This window comes from Proteiniphilum sp. X52 (genome assembly GCF_003712195.1).
Taxonomy (GTDB): domain Bacteria; phylum Bacteroidota; class Bacteroidia; order Bacteroidales; family Dysgonomonadaceae; genus Proteiniphilum.
In genome coordinates this window covers 109,612-129,043 of record NZ_RDSD01000010.1, presented here as the reverse complement: position 1 = coordinate 129,043, position 19,432 = coordinate 109,612, and the positions used below count along the sequence as shown (strand labels likewise).

At 45.6% G+C, this 19,432-nt stretch carries 17 protein-coding genes and 1 tRNA gene; 11 read left to right on the top strand and 7 right to left on the bottom strand.

Features of this window, described 5'->3' with window-relative positions; genetic code table 11:
* Positions 1–6: 6 nt before the first annotated feature.
* From D7D25_RS09930 to D7D25_RS09910, 5 genes are all read left to right on the top strand, one after another.
* Complete coding sequence (locus tag D7D25_RS09930) at positions 7–1,359, top strand: neutral/alkaline non-lysosomal ceramidase N-terminal domain-containing protein (RefSeq protein WP_122968796.1); 1,353 nt, start codon at positions 7–9, stop codon at positions 1,357–1,359.
* Between the two features lie 197 nt (positions 1,360–1,556).
* Positions 1,557–1,970, top strand: coding sequence for a hypothetical protein (locus tag D7D25_RS09925; RefSeq protein WP_148038903.1), 414 nt, complete (start codon positions 1,557–1,559; stop codon positions 1,968–1,970).
* Between the two features lie 35 nt (positions 1,971–2,005).
* On the top strand, positions 2,006–3,379 hold the full coding sequence (locus D7D25_RS09920; RefSeq protein ID WP_221407995.1) for a hypothetical protein: 1,374 nt from the start codon (positions 2,006–2,008) through the stop codon (positions 3,377–3,379).
* Between the two features lie 84 nt (positions 3,380–3,463).
* A complete protein-coding gene (locus D7D25_RS09915; RefSeq protein ID WP_122968794.1) occupies positions 3,464–4,852 on the top strand; it encodes a DegT/DnrJ/EryC1/StrS aminotransferase family protein in 1,389 nt (462 codons plus the stop codon).
* Positions 4,853–4,986: 134 nt separating this feature from the next.
* Complete coding sequence (locus tag D7D25_RS09910; RefSeq protein ID WP_221407994.1) at positions 4,987–6,423, top strand: hypothetical protein; 1,437 nt, start codon at positions 4,987–4,989, stop codon at positions 6,421–6,423.
* 50 nt (positions 6,424–6,473) lie between these two features.
* Here D7D25_RS09910 and D7D25_RS09905 read toward each other — a convergent pair whose 3' ends face one another.
* From D7D25_RS09905 to D7D25_RS09875, 7 genes are all read right to left on the bottom strand, one after another.
* A complete protein-coding gene (locus tag D7D25_RS09905; RefSeq protein ID WP_122968793.1) occupies positions 6,474–7,817 on the bottom strand; it encodes a Gfo/Idh/MocA family oxidoreductase in 1,344 nt (447 codons plus the stop codon).
* A gap of 214 nt (positions 7,818–8,031) precedes the next feature.
* A complete protein-coding gene (gene pdeM / locus D7D25_RS09900) occupies positions 8,032–8,676 on the bottom strand; it encodes a ligase-associated DNA damage response endonuclease PdeM (RefSeq protein ID WP_122968792.1) in 645 nt (214 codons plus the stop codon).
* A complete protein-coding gene (locus D7D25_RS09895) occupies positions 8,673–11,135 on the bottom strand; it encodes a ligase-associated DNA damage response DEXH box helicase (protein WP_221407993.1) in 2,463 nt (820 codons plus the stop codon). The genes pdeM and D7D25_RS09895 overlap by 4 nt, the downstream gene beginning before the upstream one ends.
* Before the next feature lie 7 nt (positions 11,136–11,142).
* Positions 11,143–12,723 carry an ATP-dependent DNA ligase gene (locus D7D25_RS09890; protein WP_122968791.1) on the bottom strand — a complete coding sequence of 527 codons (1,581 nt, stop codon included), beginning with the start codon at positions 12,721–12,723 and terminating at the stop codon, positions 11,143–11,145.
* A 13-nt stretch (positions 12,724–12,736) separates the two neighbouring features.
* Positions 12,737–13,774, bottom strand: coding sequence for a ligase-associated DNA damage response exonuclease (locus D7D25_RS09885; RefSeq protein WP_221407992.1), 1,038 nt, complete (start codon positions 13,772–13,774; stop codon positions 12,737–12,739).
* Positions 13,775–14,042: 268 nt separating this feature from the next.
* Positions 14,043–14,115: transfer RNA gene (locus D7D25_RS09880), tRNA-Lys, on the bottom strand.
* Between the two features lie 177 nt (positions 14,116–14,292).
* Positions 14,293–14,559 carry an HU family DNA-binding protein gene (locus D7D25_RS09875; protein ID WP_122968790.1) on the bottom strand — a complete coding sequence of 89 codons (267 nt, stop codon included), beginning with the start codon at positions 14,557–14,559 and terminating at the stop codon, positions 14,293–14,295.
* Positions 14,560–14,755: 196 nt separating this feature from the next.
* Between D7D25_RS09875 and D7D25_RS09870 the strand changes: the two genes are divergently transcribed.
* The 6 genes from D7D25_RS09870 (at position 14,756) to D7D25_RS09845 (ending at position 19,368) form a co-directional block, all read left to right on the top strand.
* Entirely contained in the window at positions 14,756–15,442 is a 687-nt protein-coding gene (locus D7D25_RS09870) for a rhomboid family intramembrane serine protease (RefSeq protein WP_122968813.1), read from the top strand.
* Positions 15,426–16,313, top strand: a complete 888-nt coding sequence (locus D7D25_RS09865; RefSeq protein ID WP_122968789.1) for a rhomboid family intramembrane serine protease — start codon at positions 15,426–15,428, stop codon at positions 16,311–16,313. Before D7D25_RS09870 ends, D7D25_RS09865 begins: the two co-directional genes overlap by 17 nt.
* Complete coding sequence (locus tag D7D25_RS09860) at positions 16,297–17,418, top strand: endonuclease/exonuclease/phosphatase family protein (RefSeq protein WP_122968788.1); 1,122 nt, start codon at positions 16,297–16,299, stop codon at positions 17,416–17,418. The genes D7D25_RS09865 and D7D25_RS09860 overlap by 17 nt, the downstream gene beginning before the upstream one ends.
* Before the next feature lie 106 nt (positions 17,419–17,524).
* Positions 17,525–17,890 carry a 6-carboxytetrahydropterin synthase QueD gene (gene queD / locus D7D25_RS09855; protein ID WP_122968787.1) on the top strand — a complete coding sequence of 122 codons (366 nt, stop codon included), beginning with the start codon at positions 17,525–17,527 and terminating at the stop codon, positions 17,888–17,890.
* Complete coding sequence (locus tag D7D25_RS09850) at positions 17,871–18,452, top strand: 7-carboxy-7-deazaguanine synthase QueE (protein ID WP_122968786.1); 582 nt, start codon at positions 17,871–17,873, stop codon at positions 18,450–18,452. The genes queD and D7D25_RS09850 overlap by 20 nt, the downstream gene beginning before the upstream one ends.
* Position 18,453: 1 nt before the next feature.
* Positions 18,454–19,368, top strand: a complete 915-nt coding sequence (locus tag D7D25_RS09845; RefSeq protein WP_122968785.1) for a ribonuclease Z — start codon at positions 18,454–18,456, stop codon at positions 19,366–19,368.
* Positions 19,369–19,432: the final 64 nt, after the last annotated feature.

The window sequence follows — 19,432 nt, the reverse complement described above, 5'->3', positions numbered from 1 at the left end:
ATCAAAATGAAAATTTATAAACGGTTTTTTTTCATCATTTTATTTCTTGAAGGGGTCTTTTTCTCTTTCGGACAGGCTTCCGGAGACCATGATATATGGAAAGTAGGAGTTGCCCGCAAAAATATCACCCCTTCCTTTCCGGTATGGATGGCCGGTTATGCAAACAGGACTTCTCCATCTGAGGGCAAAATACATGATTTGTGGGCAAAGGCTCTTACGATGGAAGATGCGAATGGAAACCGCTCGGTATTGGTAACGATGGATTTATTGGGTATCCCCAAGGATTTTTCAGATGCATTGAGGGAGAAAATCGAACGGCAATATGGGCTGAACAAGTCACAAATCGCATTAAGCTGTTCTCATACCCATTCAGGGCCTGTAATAGCCAGAGCGCTGAAATACATCTATCCGATGGAGGCCGGGGATTGGAAGAAAGTCGATCAATATACCGACCAATTGGAAAAGATGATTTTTCAGTTAGTGGGGGAATCGATGAATAATGTGAGACCGGCAAGAATTTACGCAAAAAACGGGACGGCTCGTTTTCAGGTGAATCGGCGGAACAATAAAGAAAACCAATTAACGCCCATCACCAGTCTGAATGGCCCTAACGACTACGCCGTACCTGTAATTAAAGTAGAAGGATTGGATAAAAGCTTAATTGCTGTTATTTTTGGCTATGCATGCCATCCCACCACTTTGTCCATCAATGAATTTTCAGGTGATTATCCAGGGTTTGCCCAAATAGAACTGGAGAAATCATATCCGGGTACGACAGCCATGTTCTTTCAGGGAGCAGGCGCGGATCAAAATCCTCTGCCCAGACGAACCCTTCCCCTCGCGATACAATACGGAAAACAACTGGCGGCATCCGTGGAGGCTGTGCTATCTGAAAAGATGGATATCCAGGAAAGTGTACTGATGAACAAATACACTGAGATTGACCTTCCATTCGATGCTCCATTATCGATACAACAACTGCAGGAGATATCAGAAGGAAAGGACTATCAGGCGCGGTGGGCAAAAGGGATGATCGATGAATATAAAGAGAAAGGGACATTCATAAAAACTTATCCTTATCCCATACAATATTGGAAAATAGGAAAACAATCTCTGTTTATAATGGGAGGGGAAGTGCTGGTTTCTTATGCCATTCAATTGAAAGAGCTGTATGGACAAGAAGCTTTTATAATGGGATATGCCAATGATATCGTTTCATATATTCCTTCCGCCAAGGTGATTGAAGAGGGAGGATATGAGGGCGATACCTCACAGCGTGTGTATGGTTTACCTGCAAAATGGGATAAACAGATAGAATCCATTATTATTGAAGCGTTTAAACGATTATTAATCCCTTAACTCAAATGTGTATACGTAATACTATCATCTTGTCAGAAAGAGGTTTTACCTCCAAGCTTTGTCTGTTGTTCATATTTTTCTTCCCTTCGATGGGATATGCACAGTCTGTTCAATTCGCGAAAGATTCAATTCCTGTCGTGGACGGAAAAGTTGTTTTTTCTGTTAATTTTGAGTACGACCTAGATAAGAAAGAGTTCATGAGAAGATCAACTCATTATTTGAATAACAAATTAGATCCCTATGCCGGGGCATTTCTTATCAATAACAAAGATTCCACTGTTTGTAAAATAATCGATTATCTCGAGATCGACTCCAATTTCTTTCAAGTATTTGGAATGTATATGACCTATAGTTTACGAATGAGGTATGACGAGGGGAGATGTACGATGACAATCCGGGATCTTACTTATATGGAAAAGACATATTTTGAAACACAGGAAGCAAGTGAACGTAAACTGAATATGCCGGAGTACTCGGGAAAAGATATCATGATCGATAAAAAATACACCAATTTGATGACGCGGAACGCTTCGGGAAAAATTACAGAGGCAACGGTGAACAGAATCAATGATATTGTGAAAAATTTAGAATTATCCTTTGTGAGAAAATAATTAAAACTGTATAATATCAATAAAAAATGAACAAAATGAACAAAATTATTCCCATCTCTCTTCTAATAATTTCTTTTTTTGCCGGATGTAACAACAGCCAAACCAACACTACTGATAATAAGAGTGAGGGTAAATCTGTCAACCAGCATTCTCTGGTCGCAAAAAGGTATTTTTCGGGATTTGACGACGCCCATGACACCTATAACGCCATATCCAAGGCAAGCGACGGCAAAATTTATTATGTATTATCATCCACGAGGCACGATCTGGGAGGACAATTATACAGCTATGATCCTCAGTCTGACAAGACAGAGTTCATTGCCGATTTGTCAGAAGCACTCGGTGAGAAACAACAAAAATACATTGCTCAAGGCAAAAGCCATGTGGAATTCTATGAGAAAGACAAGAAATTGTATTTTGCCACTCACCTGGGATACTATCAAATGATCGACGGAGCGGAAAACGTGCCGACTGTGGCCCCGGAGGGTTACCAATTATATCCCGGGGGACATTTCGTTTATTATGATTTAAACACGAAAGAACTGAAAAGCCTGTCCATCGCTCCTGAAGGAGAAGGCATTATCACCATGGTGATGGATCCGGAACGCGATCAGTTATACGGATTGACCTGGCCGAAAGGATTGCTCGTCCACCATGACATAAAAACCGGTACCCTCCGCAATCTGGGACCGGTGACTAAAGCCGGGGAAACACAATTGGGTACCGATAATTTCAGGGTAATATGCCGTTCAATGTTTGTGGACCCCCGTGATGGAAATGTCTATTATTCTACCGCAGACGGTGATATCTATTTTTACAATCCCTCTTTGTCTGTCCCCGAGAAACTCGAAGGTGTGGATTTACGGATTGATTATTTCGGCTCGTATGATCCCAAAGATGCGGGAAGTATGGGCTATAACTGGAGAAAGATATATTGGCATGAACCGGAAAACAAAGCGTATGGAGTCCATGGCAATTCCGGCTACCTGTTTACTTTTGATCCGAAAGAAAAGAAGATCGAAATAATCGACAGAATCACTTCCGAACCTTCAAAAAGAAGCGGCATGTTCGACCAATTCAGCTATGGATACCTTGGATTTACAATCGATAAAAACGGGATAATCCACTATCTGACCGGAGCCCCTATATATGAGAACGGGAAAAGAGTCACCGGAGTTGATAGAATAAATATGGGAGCGGCAAAAGGGTTGGAGCATCTCCACCTCGTGACTTACGATATTTCGAAAAAAGAATACCGGGACCTGGGTCCAGTATTCTACGAAGACGGAACCTATCCCACCTATGTGAATTCTATCGCTTTGGACGACGCCGGAAACGTATACACGTTAGCTCGTTTTATGCATAACGGAAAAGAGATAGAAGACCTGATCAAAATAGAATTGCAATAAAACAATCAGAATTCATTTATCACTTATCGTATTGTCATGGAGTCGGTGAGAGTATCACACTAAAACAAATCAATAGGAAAAACAATGAAATCAAAAAAAGTCACAAGAAGGTCGTTCTTATCGACCATATCAGCCAGCACAGTCGCAGTCGCTGCCACAGGGGCGGGAATTTCAGGTTTTACGCCTGTTTTTGGAAATTCACGGGATACAGCAGACAAGCTTGCCGTTCTCGGGGGTTCTCCTGTTCGAGGCAACAAGAAATGGCAAAACTGGCCCCAATGGGATGCCGAAAAATTCAATCCCAAAATGAACGAAGTGATGGCCAACCGGGTATGGTCGCGCAGCCATAAAGTGGCCGAATTTGAAAAAAAATGGGCGGAAATGCACGGTTCGAAGCATTGCCTCTCTACGGTGAACGGCACCAACGCCTTGAGCGCCGCATGGATGCAGTCGAACATCGGGCCTGGCGACGAGGTAATTTGCTCCCCTTACACCTTCAGCGCGTCAATCTTCGGCATCCTTTACAAAGGGGCCATGCCGGTTTTTGCGGATATTGATCCGGCCACCTTTCAAATAGATCCCGAGCAAATCAAGAAGAAGATCACGCCGCGCACCAAGGGCATCCTGCCGGTTCACATTTGCGGCTATCCGTCCGACATGCCGGCCATTATGAAAATCGCCAGGGAACACAATTTGTTCGTCGTGGAAGACGCTTGCCAGGCTCACCTGGCGGAAATCGGAGGCAAAAAGGTCGGAACTTTCGGCAATGCCGGTTGCTTCAGCTTTCAGGCATCGAAAAACCTCCCCATTGGCGAAGGAGGCGGAATCCTGACTGACGACACCGAATATTACGACCGACTTTATTCGTACCACAATTTCGGTTACGCGTCAGGTTCCGTGTCCGGGCAAATCAGCTCCATCACGGCACTCATCCTCGCCAACAAGATTCGCATGGCCGAGTATCAGGCGGTTATAGGATTATGCCAGATGGAAAAACTCGAAGAGCAACACAAAATAAGGAACGAAAACGGGGCATACCTGAATGAAAAGCTCTCCGCTTATCCCGGTATCACTCCGGTGAAATTGCACAAGGGGGCGACTGCGGCATCCTATTATATTTATGCCATGGTTTACAATCAGGACAAACTCGACGGCCTTCCGCGTAAACGGTTCATTGAAGCGCTCAACGCCGAAGGAATCCCCGTAGGGACCGGTTATCCCAACGATCCTCTCTACGCCCAGCCGATGCTTCAGGAGGTGTTCAAATCCGACATTTATAAAAAGTTCTACACCACAGACGATTTGAATTTTGAAAAATACAAACAGAAAAATCACTGTCCGGCATTGATTCAAACTTTCAACTCAGCCCTCTGGATTTGGCACGGCGGACTTATGCTCGGATCGAAATCCGACATGGACGACATCATCAACGCCGTGGACAAGATCCATAACAACGTTGCAAAGCTCAAATAAAATAAAATCCCATACGCTTTGGCTGATAGTTATCTGACAGGGTTCTAAGGGATAGACTTGCCGAGAAAACGAAACCCCTTGATAAACCGCCGGTAAATTATTCCGGAATGTACTCATACAAAATAGAAAGCGAGATGAAAAAAGATGTGTCGCGAAGATCGTTTTTAACAACCATCATCACAGGTGTGGCCGCGGCAACTACTGCAAATATTATCCAACCATTCGAAAACTCCTCCCTTCATGTCGATATGGAACCGGAAAAATCATCCGGAGAGCTAAAGATCGGTATATTTGATGTGGATGCCACTCCACCTATCGGCAGCCAATTGACCTACGATCGCATGATAAATTCATCCGACTTGGGCTTGCGTGCCAAAGGAATTGTATTAACCGGAGCGGGAAAGCCAATAGTATTGTGTGCTATTGACTGGATAGGGATTTCCAACGAATCACAGGATGTTTTTAAACAATCTTTGGCCGTCGCGGCCGGAACTACTCCGGAGCGGGTGGCAGTGCATACCGTTCACCAACATGACGCGCCCATATGTGATTTTACGGCAGAAAGATTATTAAAAGAAAATAATCTTCCTGTGGGATGTTTTGACGGCTCCTTTGCAAGGATAGTCATAAAAAATATCCAAGAGGCAATTATCAACGCCAATAAGGAGTTGCAACCCGTCACCGAGATAGGGCTGGGTAAAGCCCCGATTTATGAGGTCGCCTCAAACCGGAGAGTGGATAGGGTGGATGGTAAAATCAGAACAATGCGGGGGTCTTCATGCAAGGATCCCTCACTGAGAGATAAACCCGAAGGTCTTATTGATCCTGATGTCTCTTTAATCAGTTTCTGGAATAAAGATAATCCGCTCGCCGTTTTGAGCTTCTATGCCACCCATCCGCAAAGTTATTACCGTACAGGAGTTGCGAATCCCGATTTTCCCGGAATCGCGCGGTTTTTACGCCAGTTAGCCGTTCCGGATGCCTTACATGTCCATTTTAACGGTGCGGGAGGCAATATCGCTGCCGGTAAATATAATGACGGCAGTCGTGAAAATCGGCTCCTATTGGCAAAAAAAATGGCCGACGGAATGGAACGTGCCTGGCGTGACACAAGAAAATATCCTGTTTCCGCAAAAAATGTCAAATGGACCACGGAAGCCATCCTTTTGCCGGCAAATCCCTCCACGGCCGAAATTGAGAAAAACATGACAACAAATGAGGGGCCTTACCTGGCGAACAATATGGGAAGACTGGGATGGTATAAACGCACACTGGAAGGAAAAACCATTGACATTGGTTGTCTTACTGTAAATGAAGCACAAATTTTCTTTATGCCTGGGGAATTGTTTGTGGAATATCAATTGGCGGCAAAAGCCATGGCTCCTGATAAATTCGTGGCAATGGCTGCTTATGGAGACTATGGCCCATTTTATATCGGCACAAAAGAGGCCTATCGGGAAGGGGGGTATGAAATAGTATCAAGTCCCGTCACCGAGGAAGCAGAGAGTATTATCTTACAGGCAATTATGACTATTAATGGCAGATTGGAAAATTCCCGCATTCGACCATAATATTCAGTTATCCATCCCAACGGGACAAAAACAGAGCTTTCAAAAACGGTTTATAATTTCATCTCCCAGCCTTTTTGATACTCCCTGCTCCAGAGCTTATTGGCTGTGGGGTTATTGATGATATGTCCGTTCACAGGATTTGTCCTGAAAGTGGTTTTTGTTCGCTGGGAGATATTACCCAAATGGGCCAGAGTGGTGCTGATACATCCCACATTGATATCGGCATTTAATGCGGTACCTTTGCTGATACCATCCAAAAAATTGGAGAAATGGAATGAATCAAGCTGTTCTGTTGGATTCTTGATGTCCCCGGCTTTAAAAGACATTTCACTGGTGACCTCTTTCACCAGTTTATTTTTCAGGTCATATATCTTATAGGCATTTCCACCTCCAATAACCAGCGTGCCAGTCTCTCCGTAGAACGCGCAACCCACCGAAGAACCTTCAATGTCGCGGCCATTGCAACTACGGCCTTCCCATGTGATCAACTTGTCATTTCCATACTCGAGATTCACTACCTGGGTATCCGGGAACTGCCAGTCGTCATTATACACGTATCTTCCTCCGGAAGAATTCACATGCGTGGGATAAGTCAGGCCCATCCCCCATCTGAGGATATCAAGAAAGTGCACGCCGTTGTTTCCCGCTTCTCCGGTTCCCCAATTATAAAACCAATGCCAGTGGTAATGGAGATAATTGTCTTTGTAGTCAGAGACTCTCGGCGCGGGTCCCTGCCATAACTCCCAATCGAGCCAATCAGGTACTGAGGTAACCTTACCCGTACCGATAGAAGGCCTGTTATTTGCATACCAGGCTTTACCGAAATAAACCTTGCCGATGGCACCATCTTTTATTTCCCGTATCGCATTGATCACGTTAGGCCATGATCTGCGCTGCATACCTGTTGCGGCAACGACATTGTATTTCCTCACCGCCTGCATCAATATTTCATCCTCAGCGGGATTGTGGCTGGTTGGTTTTTCCAGGTATACATGTTTCCCGGCTTTCATGGCCATAAGTGCACCCGGCGCATGCCAATGTTCGGGTGTAGCAATGATCACAGCATCCAGATCTTTTTTCTCCAACAGTTTTCTGATGTCCTTCTCCCCGGTGGGCGTGTCACCCGCAATTTTCGCCACGTTGGCTATACATTTCTCCATGGCGCGTTTGTCGACATCGCATACATAAGCGATTTCACAACCTTTCTCCTTCGCAAATCCGCCGGCCAGCGCATTCCCCCGCGAATTCACCCCGATGGCGCCCATCCTTATTTTCTCATTGGCGCCCACAATGTTGTGATAACTCCTTGCACTAAACCCAGGTAATACACCACCTACTGACACAGCGGCAGTACCGATCGCGACATTTTTGATAAATTCCCTTCTTGTTGTCATAGTATGTATAATATATAAAAACACAAATTTATGGAATTTAATCCGGTATTGCCTTCCATTTACGCCCGGATATCATCAAAAAACGCAAAACACTCAGCAGACGCAATATGATGCGTATGCGGCCTACACACCCACGGGCTTTTATTCGTCTCACGGGTATATTCTCGTTAGTTGAAAGTATTTCAATATTAAAGTACCCATTATCGTGTCTGATTCAGACAGTGAAAATTCCCTCTTCGTGAATCGCATAATAAGCCGTTTTTTCTGACAGCGAACGCGTATCCAAACCGGTAAACAGGCTGAAGGCAGGCAGGATAAGCAGATTGCCTGTAAGGGCAAAGCAGGGAAATCTCAGGTACTTCCCATGGGGCATACGGACACTCACCCCAGGGTGGATATGCCCGCTGATGGTCGGGATCTCATGTTGGACAGGGTAATGGGAGAAGTGAATATTTTGCAATTGCAGCGTGTCGTAATAATGGCTAATGCCCAATTCATTCAACTTGCTGGCAGCATACTTGTCGTGATTGCCCTTGATGAGCGAAAAACAGGTCTCGGGAAACTGCAAAGCCAGGTTTCTGAAAGATTCCACCTCCTTATTTGCGCCGGCATGAATCAGGTCTCCCACAATGATCACTTGTCCTGGGTGGTAATGAACCAACAGTTGTTGTAAACGGAACAGGTCTTGCTCACTTACGGTGGTGGGCAATGCTATGCCGTGTTTACGAAAATGAGCCGCTTTTCCCAGATGCAGATCGGAGAGTATCAGCACATCCTCCCGGGGCCAATAGATCGCCCGTTGATTGGTCAGGAGTAGTTCGTGGCCGCCAAATGACAGGGGATGTTCCGAGAGTTTCATACACGCTTTTTAGATTGCTTTAATGTTCTTTCCTGCAACTTCGCGATACGTGCTGTCAGGTCTTCGCTCGAGAGGGTTTGGCGCAGGCTGTCCACCTTTATCGGAAAGCTCAACGGGGTAAATGCCGTCGAAAACCGGCAGATGACCTTGCTTTGGTTGATGCGGTTGAACGCAGCGATCAACCGTTCTTCTTCCAGCTGCAGATTAAACACTTCGGCATAAGCTTGTCGTAGTAAAAGACTGCGGGGCTCATATTCCTCCAACACCTGAAATATAAGTCCCGAGGAGGACTGCAATGATTTATTGTTACGCTGCTTTCCACACACGTTCCGAATAACCATTCCCGAAATTACGGCAATATCCCGGAATTTCCGCCTGGCCATTTCCGTGGCATTGATACTGTCAACGACATCCCGCATAAGGTTTTCCCTGCTGAGGACTTGCTGAAGTTCCCGTTCAGAAAGCTTGATTTCCGAATCGGAAAACAGTTCAAACCCATAGTCATTCATCGCTATTGAAAAGCTGATCGGATACAATCGGCTGATACGGTGCGCGATAACCGCTGACATCACCTCATGCACCAACCGGCCCTCAAAAGGATACATAAACAGATGATATCCTTCCCGGGTCTTGATGAACTCCACTAAAAACTCATCCGCAGCGGGGATATGCGAATGCTCGCTCTGCCTTGCCAGTAAAGGATGCAGAAAATTAAGCTCTTTTTCCTTCGCCTGCGGATGTGCCGACAAAGCCAACTTCTGCCGTAGAAAATAGGATAGATTGGAAGTCAATGACAACCGTCCACCGAGCCAGCTTGGCGCGATGGCTCTGCCCGAGGCATTCCTGACATAGACGGTCATTTCTTTGATGTGTGCCAACTCCACTGTTCTCCCGGCCAGAATGAATTTATCACCTTTTTTCAACTTGGAAATAAAATACTCTTCCACCATGCCCAGGTAACCGCCTGAGATGAATTTCACCCGCAACATGGCATCACTCACGATCACGCCGATATTCATGCGGTGCAACATCGCTATACGCCGTTTTTGAACCACAAATAATCCGTCTTCCTGTCTGACCACTTTGTGGAATTCCTCATAATTCTTACCCACACTGCCACCCTGTGTGATGAAGACGATACACCACCGCCATTCTTCTTCGGTGATTTCAGAAAACGCAAACGTACTTTTGATAACGGCAAGCAGTTCGTCAGCCTTGAATCCTCCACCTAATGCGATGGTTACTAAAAACTGGACCAGCACGTCAAAGGTCAGCACCATGGGTTCCCGCCGTTCAATGGTTTGCGTTTTGACCGCTTCTTTCAGTGCCGACACTTCGATAAGTTCCAGAGAATGTGTCGGGACAAAATAGATTTTGGACACTTCATAGGGTGAATGTCCGCTTCTGCCGGCACGTTGCATAAATCTCGCCACACCTTTGCTCGACCCGATCTGGATGACGGTATCTACCGGCTTGAAATCCACGCCCAAATCCAATGACGAAGTCGACACCACAGCTTTCAACCTGCCTTCACTCAACGCCTCTTCTATCCACTGCCGGATGTTCCCGTCGATCGAGCTGTGGTGCAAGGCCAGCTTTCCTGCAAAATCGGGATAGGCATCCAACAGAAGTTGATACCACATCTCACTCTGATTGCGGGTGTTGGTAAAAATGAGGGTGGATTTGCTTTCCAAAATGATCGGAACAACCTTGTCCGCCAGTCTACCACCGAGATGACCGGCCCAGGGCAATAGTTCCACCTCGTCAGGATATACCGGCAAAATATCGATCTGTTTTTTCTCTTTGGCAATGACTTTTGTTTTCTTTTTTCCGGTAGGCAACAGAACATCCATGGCTTCGTCAAGATTGCCGATAGTAGCCGTGATACCCCAGACACGCAGTTTGTTATGTTGGCTTTTCAAATAAGCCAACGCCAATTCCACCATCACTCCACGTTTTGTGCTCAAAAGCTCGTGCCACTCATCCACGGCAACACATCGCATGCTTTTGAAAAAACTCTGCCTCCCTTTTTGGGCCAACAGCAAGTGCAGGCTTTCGGGCGTCACCAGCAGCACATCCGGCATCGCCTTGTTCTGGCGTTGTTTCACTTTCACCTCTGTGTCACCGTTGCGTACGCCCACCGTCCAGTCGAGCCCTATTTCTTCTATGGCTTCCTGCATGGCTCTTCCCAGATCCTTGGCCAGTGAGCGTAGCGGGGTAATCCATAGGAGCTTTAACCCGCTTTTATACTGGTCGGGGTGGTTCATAAAGTCGATCAGCACGGCCAGGAAGACTGAAAATGTTTTTCCAAACCCTGTGGGCGCGATGACCATTCCACTGTAACCATTGGCGTAGCGCTCCCAGGTTCTCTCCTGAAAACCAAACGGCGTATTGCCTTTGGACCGCATCCACTGCGCAATAATAGCATATCCTTCTGTTTGTGGGAATTTCCTGTCCAAAACGCAGTTATTTAATCAGTTTCTTGATTTCCTCAATATCATCAATTTCATCGACGGTTTTGTCTTTGCGCCATCGTACAATCCGTGGAAAACGCAATGCCACGCCCGATTTGTGCCGCGTGCTGAAACCGATGCCTTCAAAGGCAATTTCAAACACCAGCTCAGGTTTCACTGTACGGACAGGGCCGAATTTCTCCAGGGCATTTTTATTCACAAAACGACTGACTTCCTGGATTTCCTTGTCTGTCAAGCCCGAATAGGCTTTGGCGATGGTGACGAGTTTGCCCTCGCTTTTCACGGCAAAGGTATAATCGGTATAATAGGCGCTGCGACGGCCGCTTCCTTTCCGGGCATAGATCAAAACCGCATCAATGGTCAAAGGACTGATTTTCCATTTCCACCAATTGCCTTTTTTACGGCCGGTATGATAGGGCGATTGCCTGTGCTTGAGCATCAGTCCTTCACTCCTCATATCTCTTGCGTTTTCCCTAAGCGCCGTTAATTCATCCCAATTCAAACAGGGTATAATCGCGGAAAGTCGCAAATGGCTGGATGGATTGAGTTGGAACAGCATTTCCAACTTTGCCCTGCGTTCATCCATCGCTTTCCCGCGCCAATCCTCTCCCTCCCACTCCAACAAATCGTATGCGAAAACCCGGACAGGCAGTTCTTCCATCATTTTTTTGGTGAGCGTTTTCCGGTTGAGACGTTTCTGCAGTTCCGAAAAATTGAGCACCTCATCATCTTTTATAACCAATATCTCACCGTCTATGACAAAATCACCCCGCCAGCGCAGCAACTCATCCCGGATTTCGGGAAATTGCGCGGTCACCAGTTCTTCCCCCCGCGACCAGATGAAAACCTCCCCCTTCCGTTTGACAAACTGCCCGCGGATACCGTCCCATTTATATTCCACCTGCCATTCGCCTATGTTGCCCAAATTTTCCGGCAACTTGTCCAGGGCATACGCCAGGCAAAAAGGGTAGGGCTTGGAAAGCTGGGTATCGGAATAATTGCCGTTTACCAACCCTTCAAACGTCACTTCGCCCATTTTCCAATCCCCCATGATGCTGTGAGCAACGGCATTCGCATCGAGATCATAACGTTTGGCAAGCGCATTGATGAGGGTTTTGGAAGAAACACCGAGTCGGAAGCTACCGCCTAACAACTTGTTGAAAATAAAACGTTCTGTAGCCGGCAGTCCATCCCACGACTCCAACACAAAACTTTTCTTTTCTTCCTCGGATTTGTCTTTCAACCCCATAATCAGATCCATCCATTCCGACAAGCTTCTTTCTATATTTTCACGGGGTTGCGGTAAGATAAGGGCGATGGTTTCGCTCATATCCCCCACCGATGAATAGCTTTCTGAAAACAACCATTCCGAAATGCCTGACCGCTCTATTGCCCATTGCCTCATTAAGCCACTGTGTATATTACGACGAGGACGTTTGCCCGTGAACAAGGCCAATAGCCACAACTTGTCCTGCTCATCCGCTTCGTCAAGAAAACGGTCGATAGCCTCCAGTTTCTGAGTGGTCTTGTTGGTAATGTCCAATGCGCTTACCAGGCGGACAAATGATTTCATATAAATGGGATTATTAATTTATTTCCGGCTGTTCATGCGAAGGAGATACTTCATGGCTTAAAAGCGTTTTGTCTTCTTCCTCATTCCCGAAAGCCGTTTTCACTTCTTCCGCAGGTATGCCGATCTCATTCAGGTAGCGTGTAAAAATGGAGGTCTGACCGTGCGTGACATACACTTTTTCGGCTTCGGTCGCTTTTATGGCTTCAAGCAGCCCGTTCCAATCGGCATGGTCACTGATGGCAAAACCGGCATCCGCACTTCGCCAACGGCGGGCTCCCCGCACCTGCATCCAGCCCGAACAAATAGCCGTTGCCTGATTCGGAATCTTGCGGACAACATTGGAATCCCACAGGGAGGGGGGTACGATCACGATACCTTTGTCCAGATACCTGACATCTTCCCTCAGGTCAATGGTATGATAATCCGGCAGATCGATGCCGGCACTTTCGTACGCCTCGTTCAGTTTTCCGATAGAATAATGCACATACAATCTACCCATTCCTTCCACGGCTTTCATAATACGCTGTGCCTTGCCCAAAGAATAACCGATTAACACCGACGTCTTACCATTTGTTTGATTTCGCAATACCCAATCCTGTAACTGCTTGTTCAAATCCCAAACCGGAAGCCAATTATAAATGGGTAATCCGAAAGTGCTCTCCGACACAAATTCGTGGCACCTGACAGGTTCAAAGGGGGTGGACAATCCATCGTCCTGCACTTTGTAATCCCCTGAAACCACCACTATCCTGCCTTTGTATTCCAAACGGACCTGCGCCGAACCGATAATGTGTCCGGCGGGATGGAAAGAGACTTTGACACCATTGATACGGATCACTTCGTTATACCCCACACTTTGGACGTCAATGTCAACACCAATCCTGCTTTTTAATATCGGCTTTGTATAGTGATGGCATAAGTAATGTTTCATTCCCCTTCGCGCGTGGTCTGCATGGCCGTGGGTGATCAAAGCTTTATCTACCGGCCTCCAGGGGTCAATGTAAAAATTACCCGCTTCACAATAGATGCCTTCCGGAAGAAATGTAATCATAGAGATATTATAACAAAAATGAGTCCACATCAAATCCCATCATATTTTGACCGGCAAAGGTGGATACCTTATAGACAAATGGGGTTGGCAAAATGTTCTATGGGGTGAGTAACAGACTCCCTGTTTTTAAGGTTTGTTGTGTTCATAGGGTTTTCCAGTTTAACTTTATACCCAACACCCACGAAAAAATAGGAGAACGGCTGCGATTTATAGAGACCTACATAAAAAGAAAAACGCCTAAATATCTATATTTAAGCGTTCGATGAAGTGACCCCGGAGGGGCTCGAACCCTCGACCCATTGATTAAGAGTCAATTGCTCTACCAACTGAGCTACGGAGTCATTTTTTTGGGAGGACAAAGGTAGGAATTTTTTCTTTTGCACAAACAACCTTTGGCGGAAATTTCGCAATTTCTTCCCCAAGGACTGCTCCATAGTATGATACTTGACAATCCGACCCCTAAAAAAGGAACAAATCCGTCAATTTGTTCCTTTTTTATTCTGCAATCAACCAATATCTTAGAGATTGGACAGCTCTGAACCAGCTTTGAATTTAGCTGTTTTTTTAGCCGGAATATTGATCGATTTTTTAGTACGAGGATTGATACCTTTTCTGGCACTTCTTTCAGAAACAGAGAATGTTCCGAATCCCACCAATACTACTTTACCGCCCGCTTTGACTTCTCCGGAGATAGTGTCAAGGGTAGCATCCAACGCTTTTTTTGCGTCCACTTTGCTAAGGCCCGATTTATCGGCGATAGCGCTAATTAGTTCTGATTTGTTCATAAGAAAACGTAAATAAAGAATTAAACATACACTAAGTCAAGGCTGAGCCTCATTTTGGCGTCAAATATAAGTGATAAATCGAAAACAATCAAGAAAAAAGGTAAAAAGTATTTGTTTTTAGTGAAAAAAATCCTTTTGTGGGGTAAAATTCCGCATTCTCAACGAAATAATGCGTAATTTTGCGCTTCAACAATTGATGACAAAGATGAATAACGCAAGAAATAGCTTTGCCGGGGTATTACCCATGGTGACAAAGAATATTATCATAATAAACGGGATTATTTGGCTGGCACAGTTCGTATTGTTCAGAAGAGCGAATATCGATCTGTCGCAGCAGTTCGGATTGCATTTTGTAGCTTCGGAACATTTTCGGATCTACCAGCTTGTGACCTATATGTTCCTGCATGATCCCTACTCCATCTCCCATGTCTTTTTTAATATGTTCGCCGTTTTTATGTTCGGCAGGACGCTGGAGCAGGTATGGGGATCGAAACGATTCCTCACCTACTACCTCGTGACCGGTGTCGGCGCAGGATTAATTCAGATGCTCGTCGTCTTTTTAAGAGTGGGGACAGTCTTGCCCGCGGAGATGTTTTCGATGGTGAATAGTGTTACCGTAGGCGCTTCGGGGGCTGTCTTCGGAATACTATTGGCCTTCGGGATGTTATTCCCCAATTCGCAACTATTCATCATCCCTTTTCCCTTTCCCATCAAAGCAAAGTGGTTTGTGACAGGGTATGGCTTGTTGGAACTGTTCTTCGGCGTTGCCAACCGTACGGGCGACAATGTAGCCCACTTTGCCCATCTGGGAGGAATGTTGTTCGGAATTTTCATGATCTTATATTGGAGAAAAAAGGACCGGAAATATGGCGGATTTTATTGAAAGGTTAAAACAGAGGTATAAGACGGGCAGCGTAATGACGAGGCTTATCTTTATCAACGTATTCGTTTTTATCATACTGAAGATTGTCACTGTCATTTTCACCCTGTTCAATATTTATGCTCTCGACCTGATAACTTTCCTTGGAGTGCCGTCTCATATACCATTATTGCTGGATAGAATATGGACGCCTGTCACCTATATGTTCGTGCATGAAGGCTTTCTCCATCTTCTTTTCAATATGCTCTGGCTCTATTGGTTCGGACAGATCTTCATGCAGTATTTCACGGGGCGGACACTCGGCAGTCTATACGTTTTAGGTGGATTGGCCGGCGCAATACTCTATGTGATTGCTTTCAACACCATCCCCTATTATACGGGAATGGAGAGGGGGTGGATGATCGGTGCATCGGCAGCGGTGATGGCCATCGTCATGGGTGCCGCTTTCTATCGTCCCGATGTGCAGTTGAACCTTCTGTTTGTAGGGACTGTGAAAATTGTCTATATTGCCATTTTCGCTTTCCTACTCGACTTCCTCTCACTGGGAAATCCCATGAATCCCGGTGGACACGTGGCACATATAGGCGGCGCATTGTTGGGCTATTTTTTCGCCATTCAGTATAAGAACGGAAACGACATTACCCGCTGGATGAGTAAAGTTATCGATTGGTTTGTCGGCCTGTTGAAGCCACGCAGACACCCTTCAAAAATGAAAGTGAAGCATGCGCGGCAGGAAACCGATTGGGAGTACAACAAACGTAAACATACAGAACAGGAAGAAATCGATGCTATCCTGGATAAGTTGAAACAATCGGGATACAGCAGTTTATCATCAGAAGAAAAAAGGAAACTTTTTGATGCGAGCAAGAAATAAAAAACTGAGATTTGCAGATATGATCAAATGGCTCATCTTCGCCACCAACGTAGTGGCGATCATTCTGCTTTTCTGCTCATTCCTATCCTGGCGGGTATCTCCCTTGAAAACCAACCTGTTCTCATATATAGGATTAGGATTTGGAGTGATCTTGATTGTCAATATGGGTTATCTGTTTTTCTGGATATTGTTTTCAAAATGGAAACTCGCCCTAATCTCCCTGTCGGCATTACTTCTCTGTTACAAACCTATCACCACATTTTTCCCGCTGCACTTCGTCACTAAAAAGGAACCGGAAGGGAGCATCAAACTACTCACCTATAATGTACAGGGATTTCCCCATGAAAGAGATAAAGATGCGTCCCAACATCCGATACTCGACTATATCGTCGAAACGGATGCGGATATTGTCTGCCTGCAGGAATATTTAGTCAGCAAAACAGGACAGTCTTTTTTTTCGCAAAGTGATGTGAACAAAATTCTCGAGCGATACCCCTATCGTTCGATTACCGGTTTGGAATCTTCCGGAAAATATCATATCTTCGGGCTGGCATGCTTCTCAAAATATCCGATTGAGGACACGCATGAGGTGGTGTTTGAGTCATCCTACAACGGAGCAGCAGTTTACACTATCAATATTGATGGAGAAAGATACACTGTAGCCAATATTCATCTGGAATCGAATAATATCAAGCCGGAAGACAAGAAGCTGTATAACGATTTTCTTCAGAATGCCGATTCGGTACGGCTTGAGCAGGTAACCAGCAATATCCGCACCCGGTTGGGAACTGCCTACCGGATACGGGCGCGGCAGGTTGAAAAAATGAAACAGTATATCGACAGGCAAGATACGCGCGGAACTATTATCTGCGGTGATTTTAATGATACACCTATATCATACGCCTATCACAGGATGAAGAAAGGATTAAGGGACGCATACGTCTCTACCGCTTTCGGGCCGGGTATCACCTATCACGAAGATCTTTTCCTTTTCCGTATCGATCATATTATGCACAGCGACAATATAAAGGCCTATCGGGCAAGAAGGGATAAAATAAAATATTCAGACCATTATCCGCTTAGAACCTATCTGAAATTGGAGTAAGAAAAGAATGATGTTCTAAGTTCCAAGTTCTCAGTTCTAAGTTCTCAGTTCCAAGTTCTCAGTTCTAAGTTCTCAGTTCTAATCAACCAATCAATAAATCAAAACGATGTACAAGATAAGTAAAGAATTTTCTTTTTCGGCGGCGCATTCCCTTTTCGGGATGCCCGACGATCATCCTTGCAGCCGGCTGCACGGGCACAATTATGTGGTGACCGTTCATCTCCGGTCAAAAGAGTTGAACAAACAAGGTTTTGTCCGCGATTATACCGAATTGAAAATAGTAAAGAAGTATATCGATAGCCGGTTAGACCACCGGAATCTCAATGATATCCTCTCACCGCTCAATTCATCTGCCGAGAACCTGGCAAAAATGTTGTACGACGAGTTCAAGCCCCAAATTCCGGAGCTTTACGCCGTAGAAGTAAGCGAGACTCCCAAAACATCCGCGATCTATGAACCTGAATGTGAATGAAATATTTTACTCACTCCAAGGTGAAGGCGGACGATCGGGGCAACCCTCCATCTTTATCCGGTTGGCCAAGTGTAACCTGAGCTGCAGCTTCTGCGATACCGATTTTGAACGGGGCGTGAAATTGACAACAGATGAGCTCCTCAGAGAAATTGAACAGTATGGTTGCAAATGGATTATCTGGACCGGTGGTGAACCTACGCTTCAACTCAATGATGCTGTTGTAGCTCTCTTTAAGGAAAAAGGATACCTCCAGGCCATAGAAACCAATGGCACCAGAAGAGTGCCTGAAGGGATCGACTACATCACCTGCAGCCCGAAGCAACAATTCGAGAAGGTCAGGGAATTGATCCCGGAAGTGGACGAATTGCGTTTTCCCATCCAGAAAGGGGATCCTCTGCCGGATATCTCTATCCTCCCCAAAGCAAGGTATCACTTTTTAAGTCCCATTTTCGACAATCACTGCATCATCCGGGAAAATATAGATTATTGCGTTTCGCTTGTGAAGGAAAATCCAATGTGGGCACTCAGCCTTCAGATACATAAACTCATCGGCATCCGTTAACATGAACAAATTCCAGGTAACTATATTAGGTTGCGGCTCTGCCATACCCACCACGATGCACAATCCGCCCTCGCAATTAGTGGTGCTGAATGAAAAATTATTTATGATCGATTGTGGAGAGGGAACACAGCTCCAGATGAGAAAATTCAAGGCTCGGATCAGTAAACTTCACAGCCTGTTCATTTCCCACCTGCATGGCGACCATATTTTCGGATTACCCGGACTACTTTCCACACTCAGCATGCTGGGCAGGACAGGTGACCTGCATATCTACGCACATAAAGAGATCAACTTAATGATAAAGCCGTTTTTGCTCTATATGGGAAAACACATGTCATTCAAGATAAAACTGTTTCCACTCAATCCTGAACGGCAGGAACTACTGTTCGAAAACAAGTCGATCAGGATATTTTCTTTCCCGCTAAAACATCGCATTGCCACAAACGGGTTTCTTTTCGAGGAGAAAGAATCATCCCGGCATATTATCCGCGAGATGATGGACCATTACCAAATCCCCCTGAAACAAATCCCGGAAATTAAAGAGGGTGCCGATTTTATCACGCCTGACGGTACTATCATCCGGAACAACATACTTACATCGCCGGGTAATCCCCCGCGCAGGTACGCTTACTGTTCCGATACCGCCTACGCACCCCAAATTGTCCCCTATATTAAAAATGTGGATCTGCTATATCACGAAGCTACCTTTGCCGAAAGCGAACTGGCACGTGCCAGCGAAACTTACCACTCAACGGCACGCCAGGCCGCGGAAATAGCGAGAGCAGCCCATGCAAGGCAATTGGTGATCGGCCATTACTCTTCCCGCTATAATGAGCTGGGAACCCTTTTGAAAGAGGCTGTCGCCGTGTTCCCCAACACTGAGCTCGCCACAGAAGGAAAAGTTTTTGACTTATAACAATTTATTTTTATAAATTTGTATCCCAACATACCAGGAGCAGTGTGAAACCAGCATATATGTC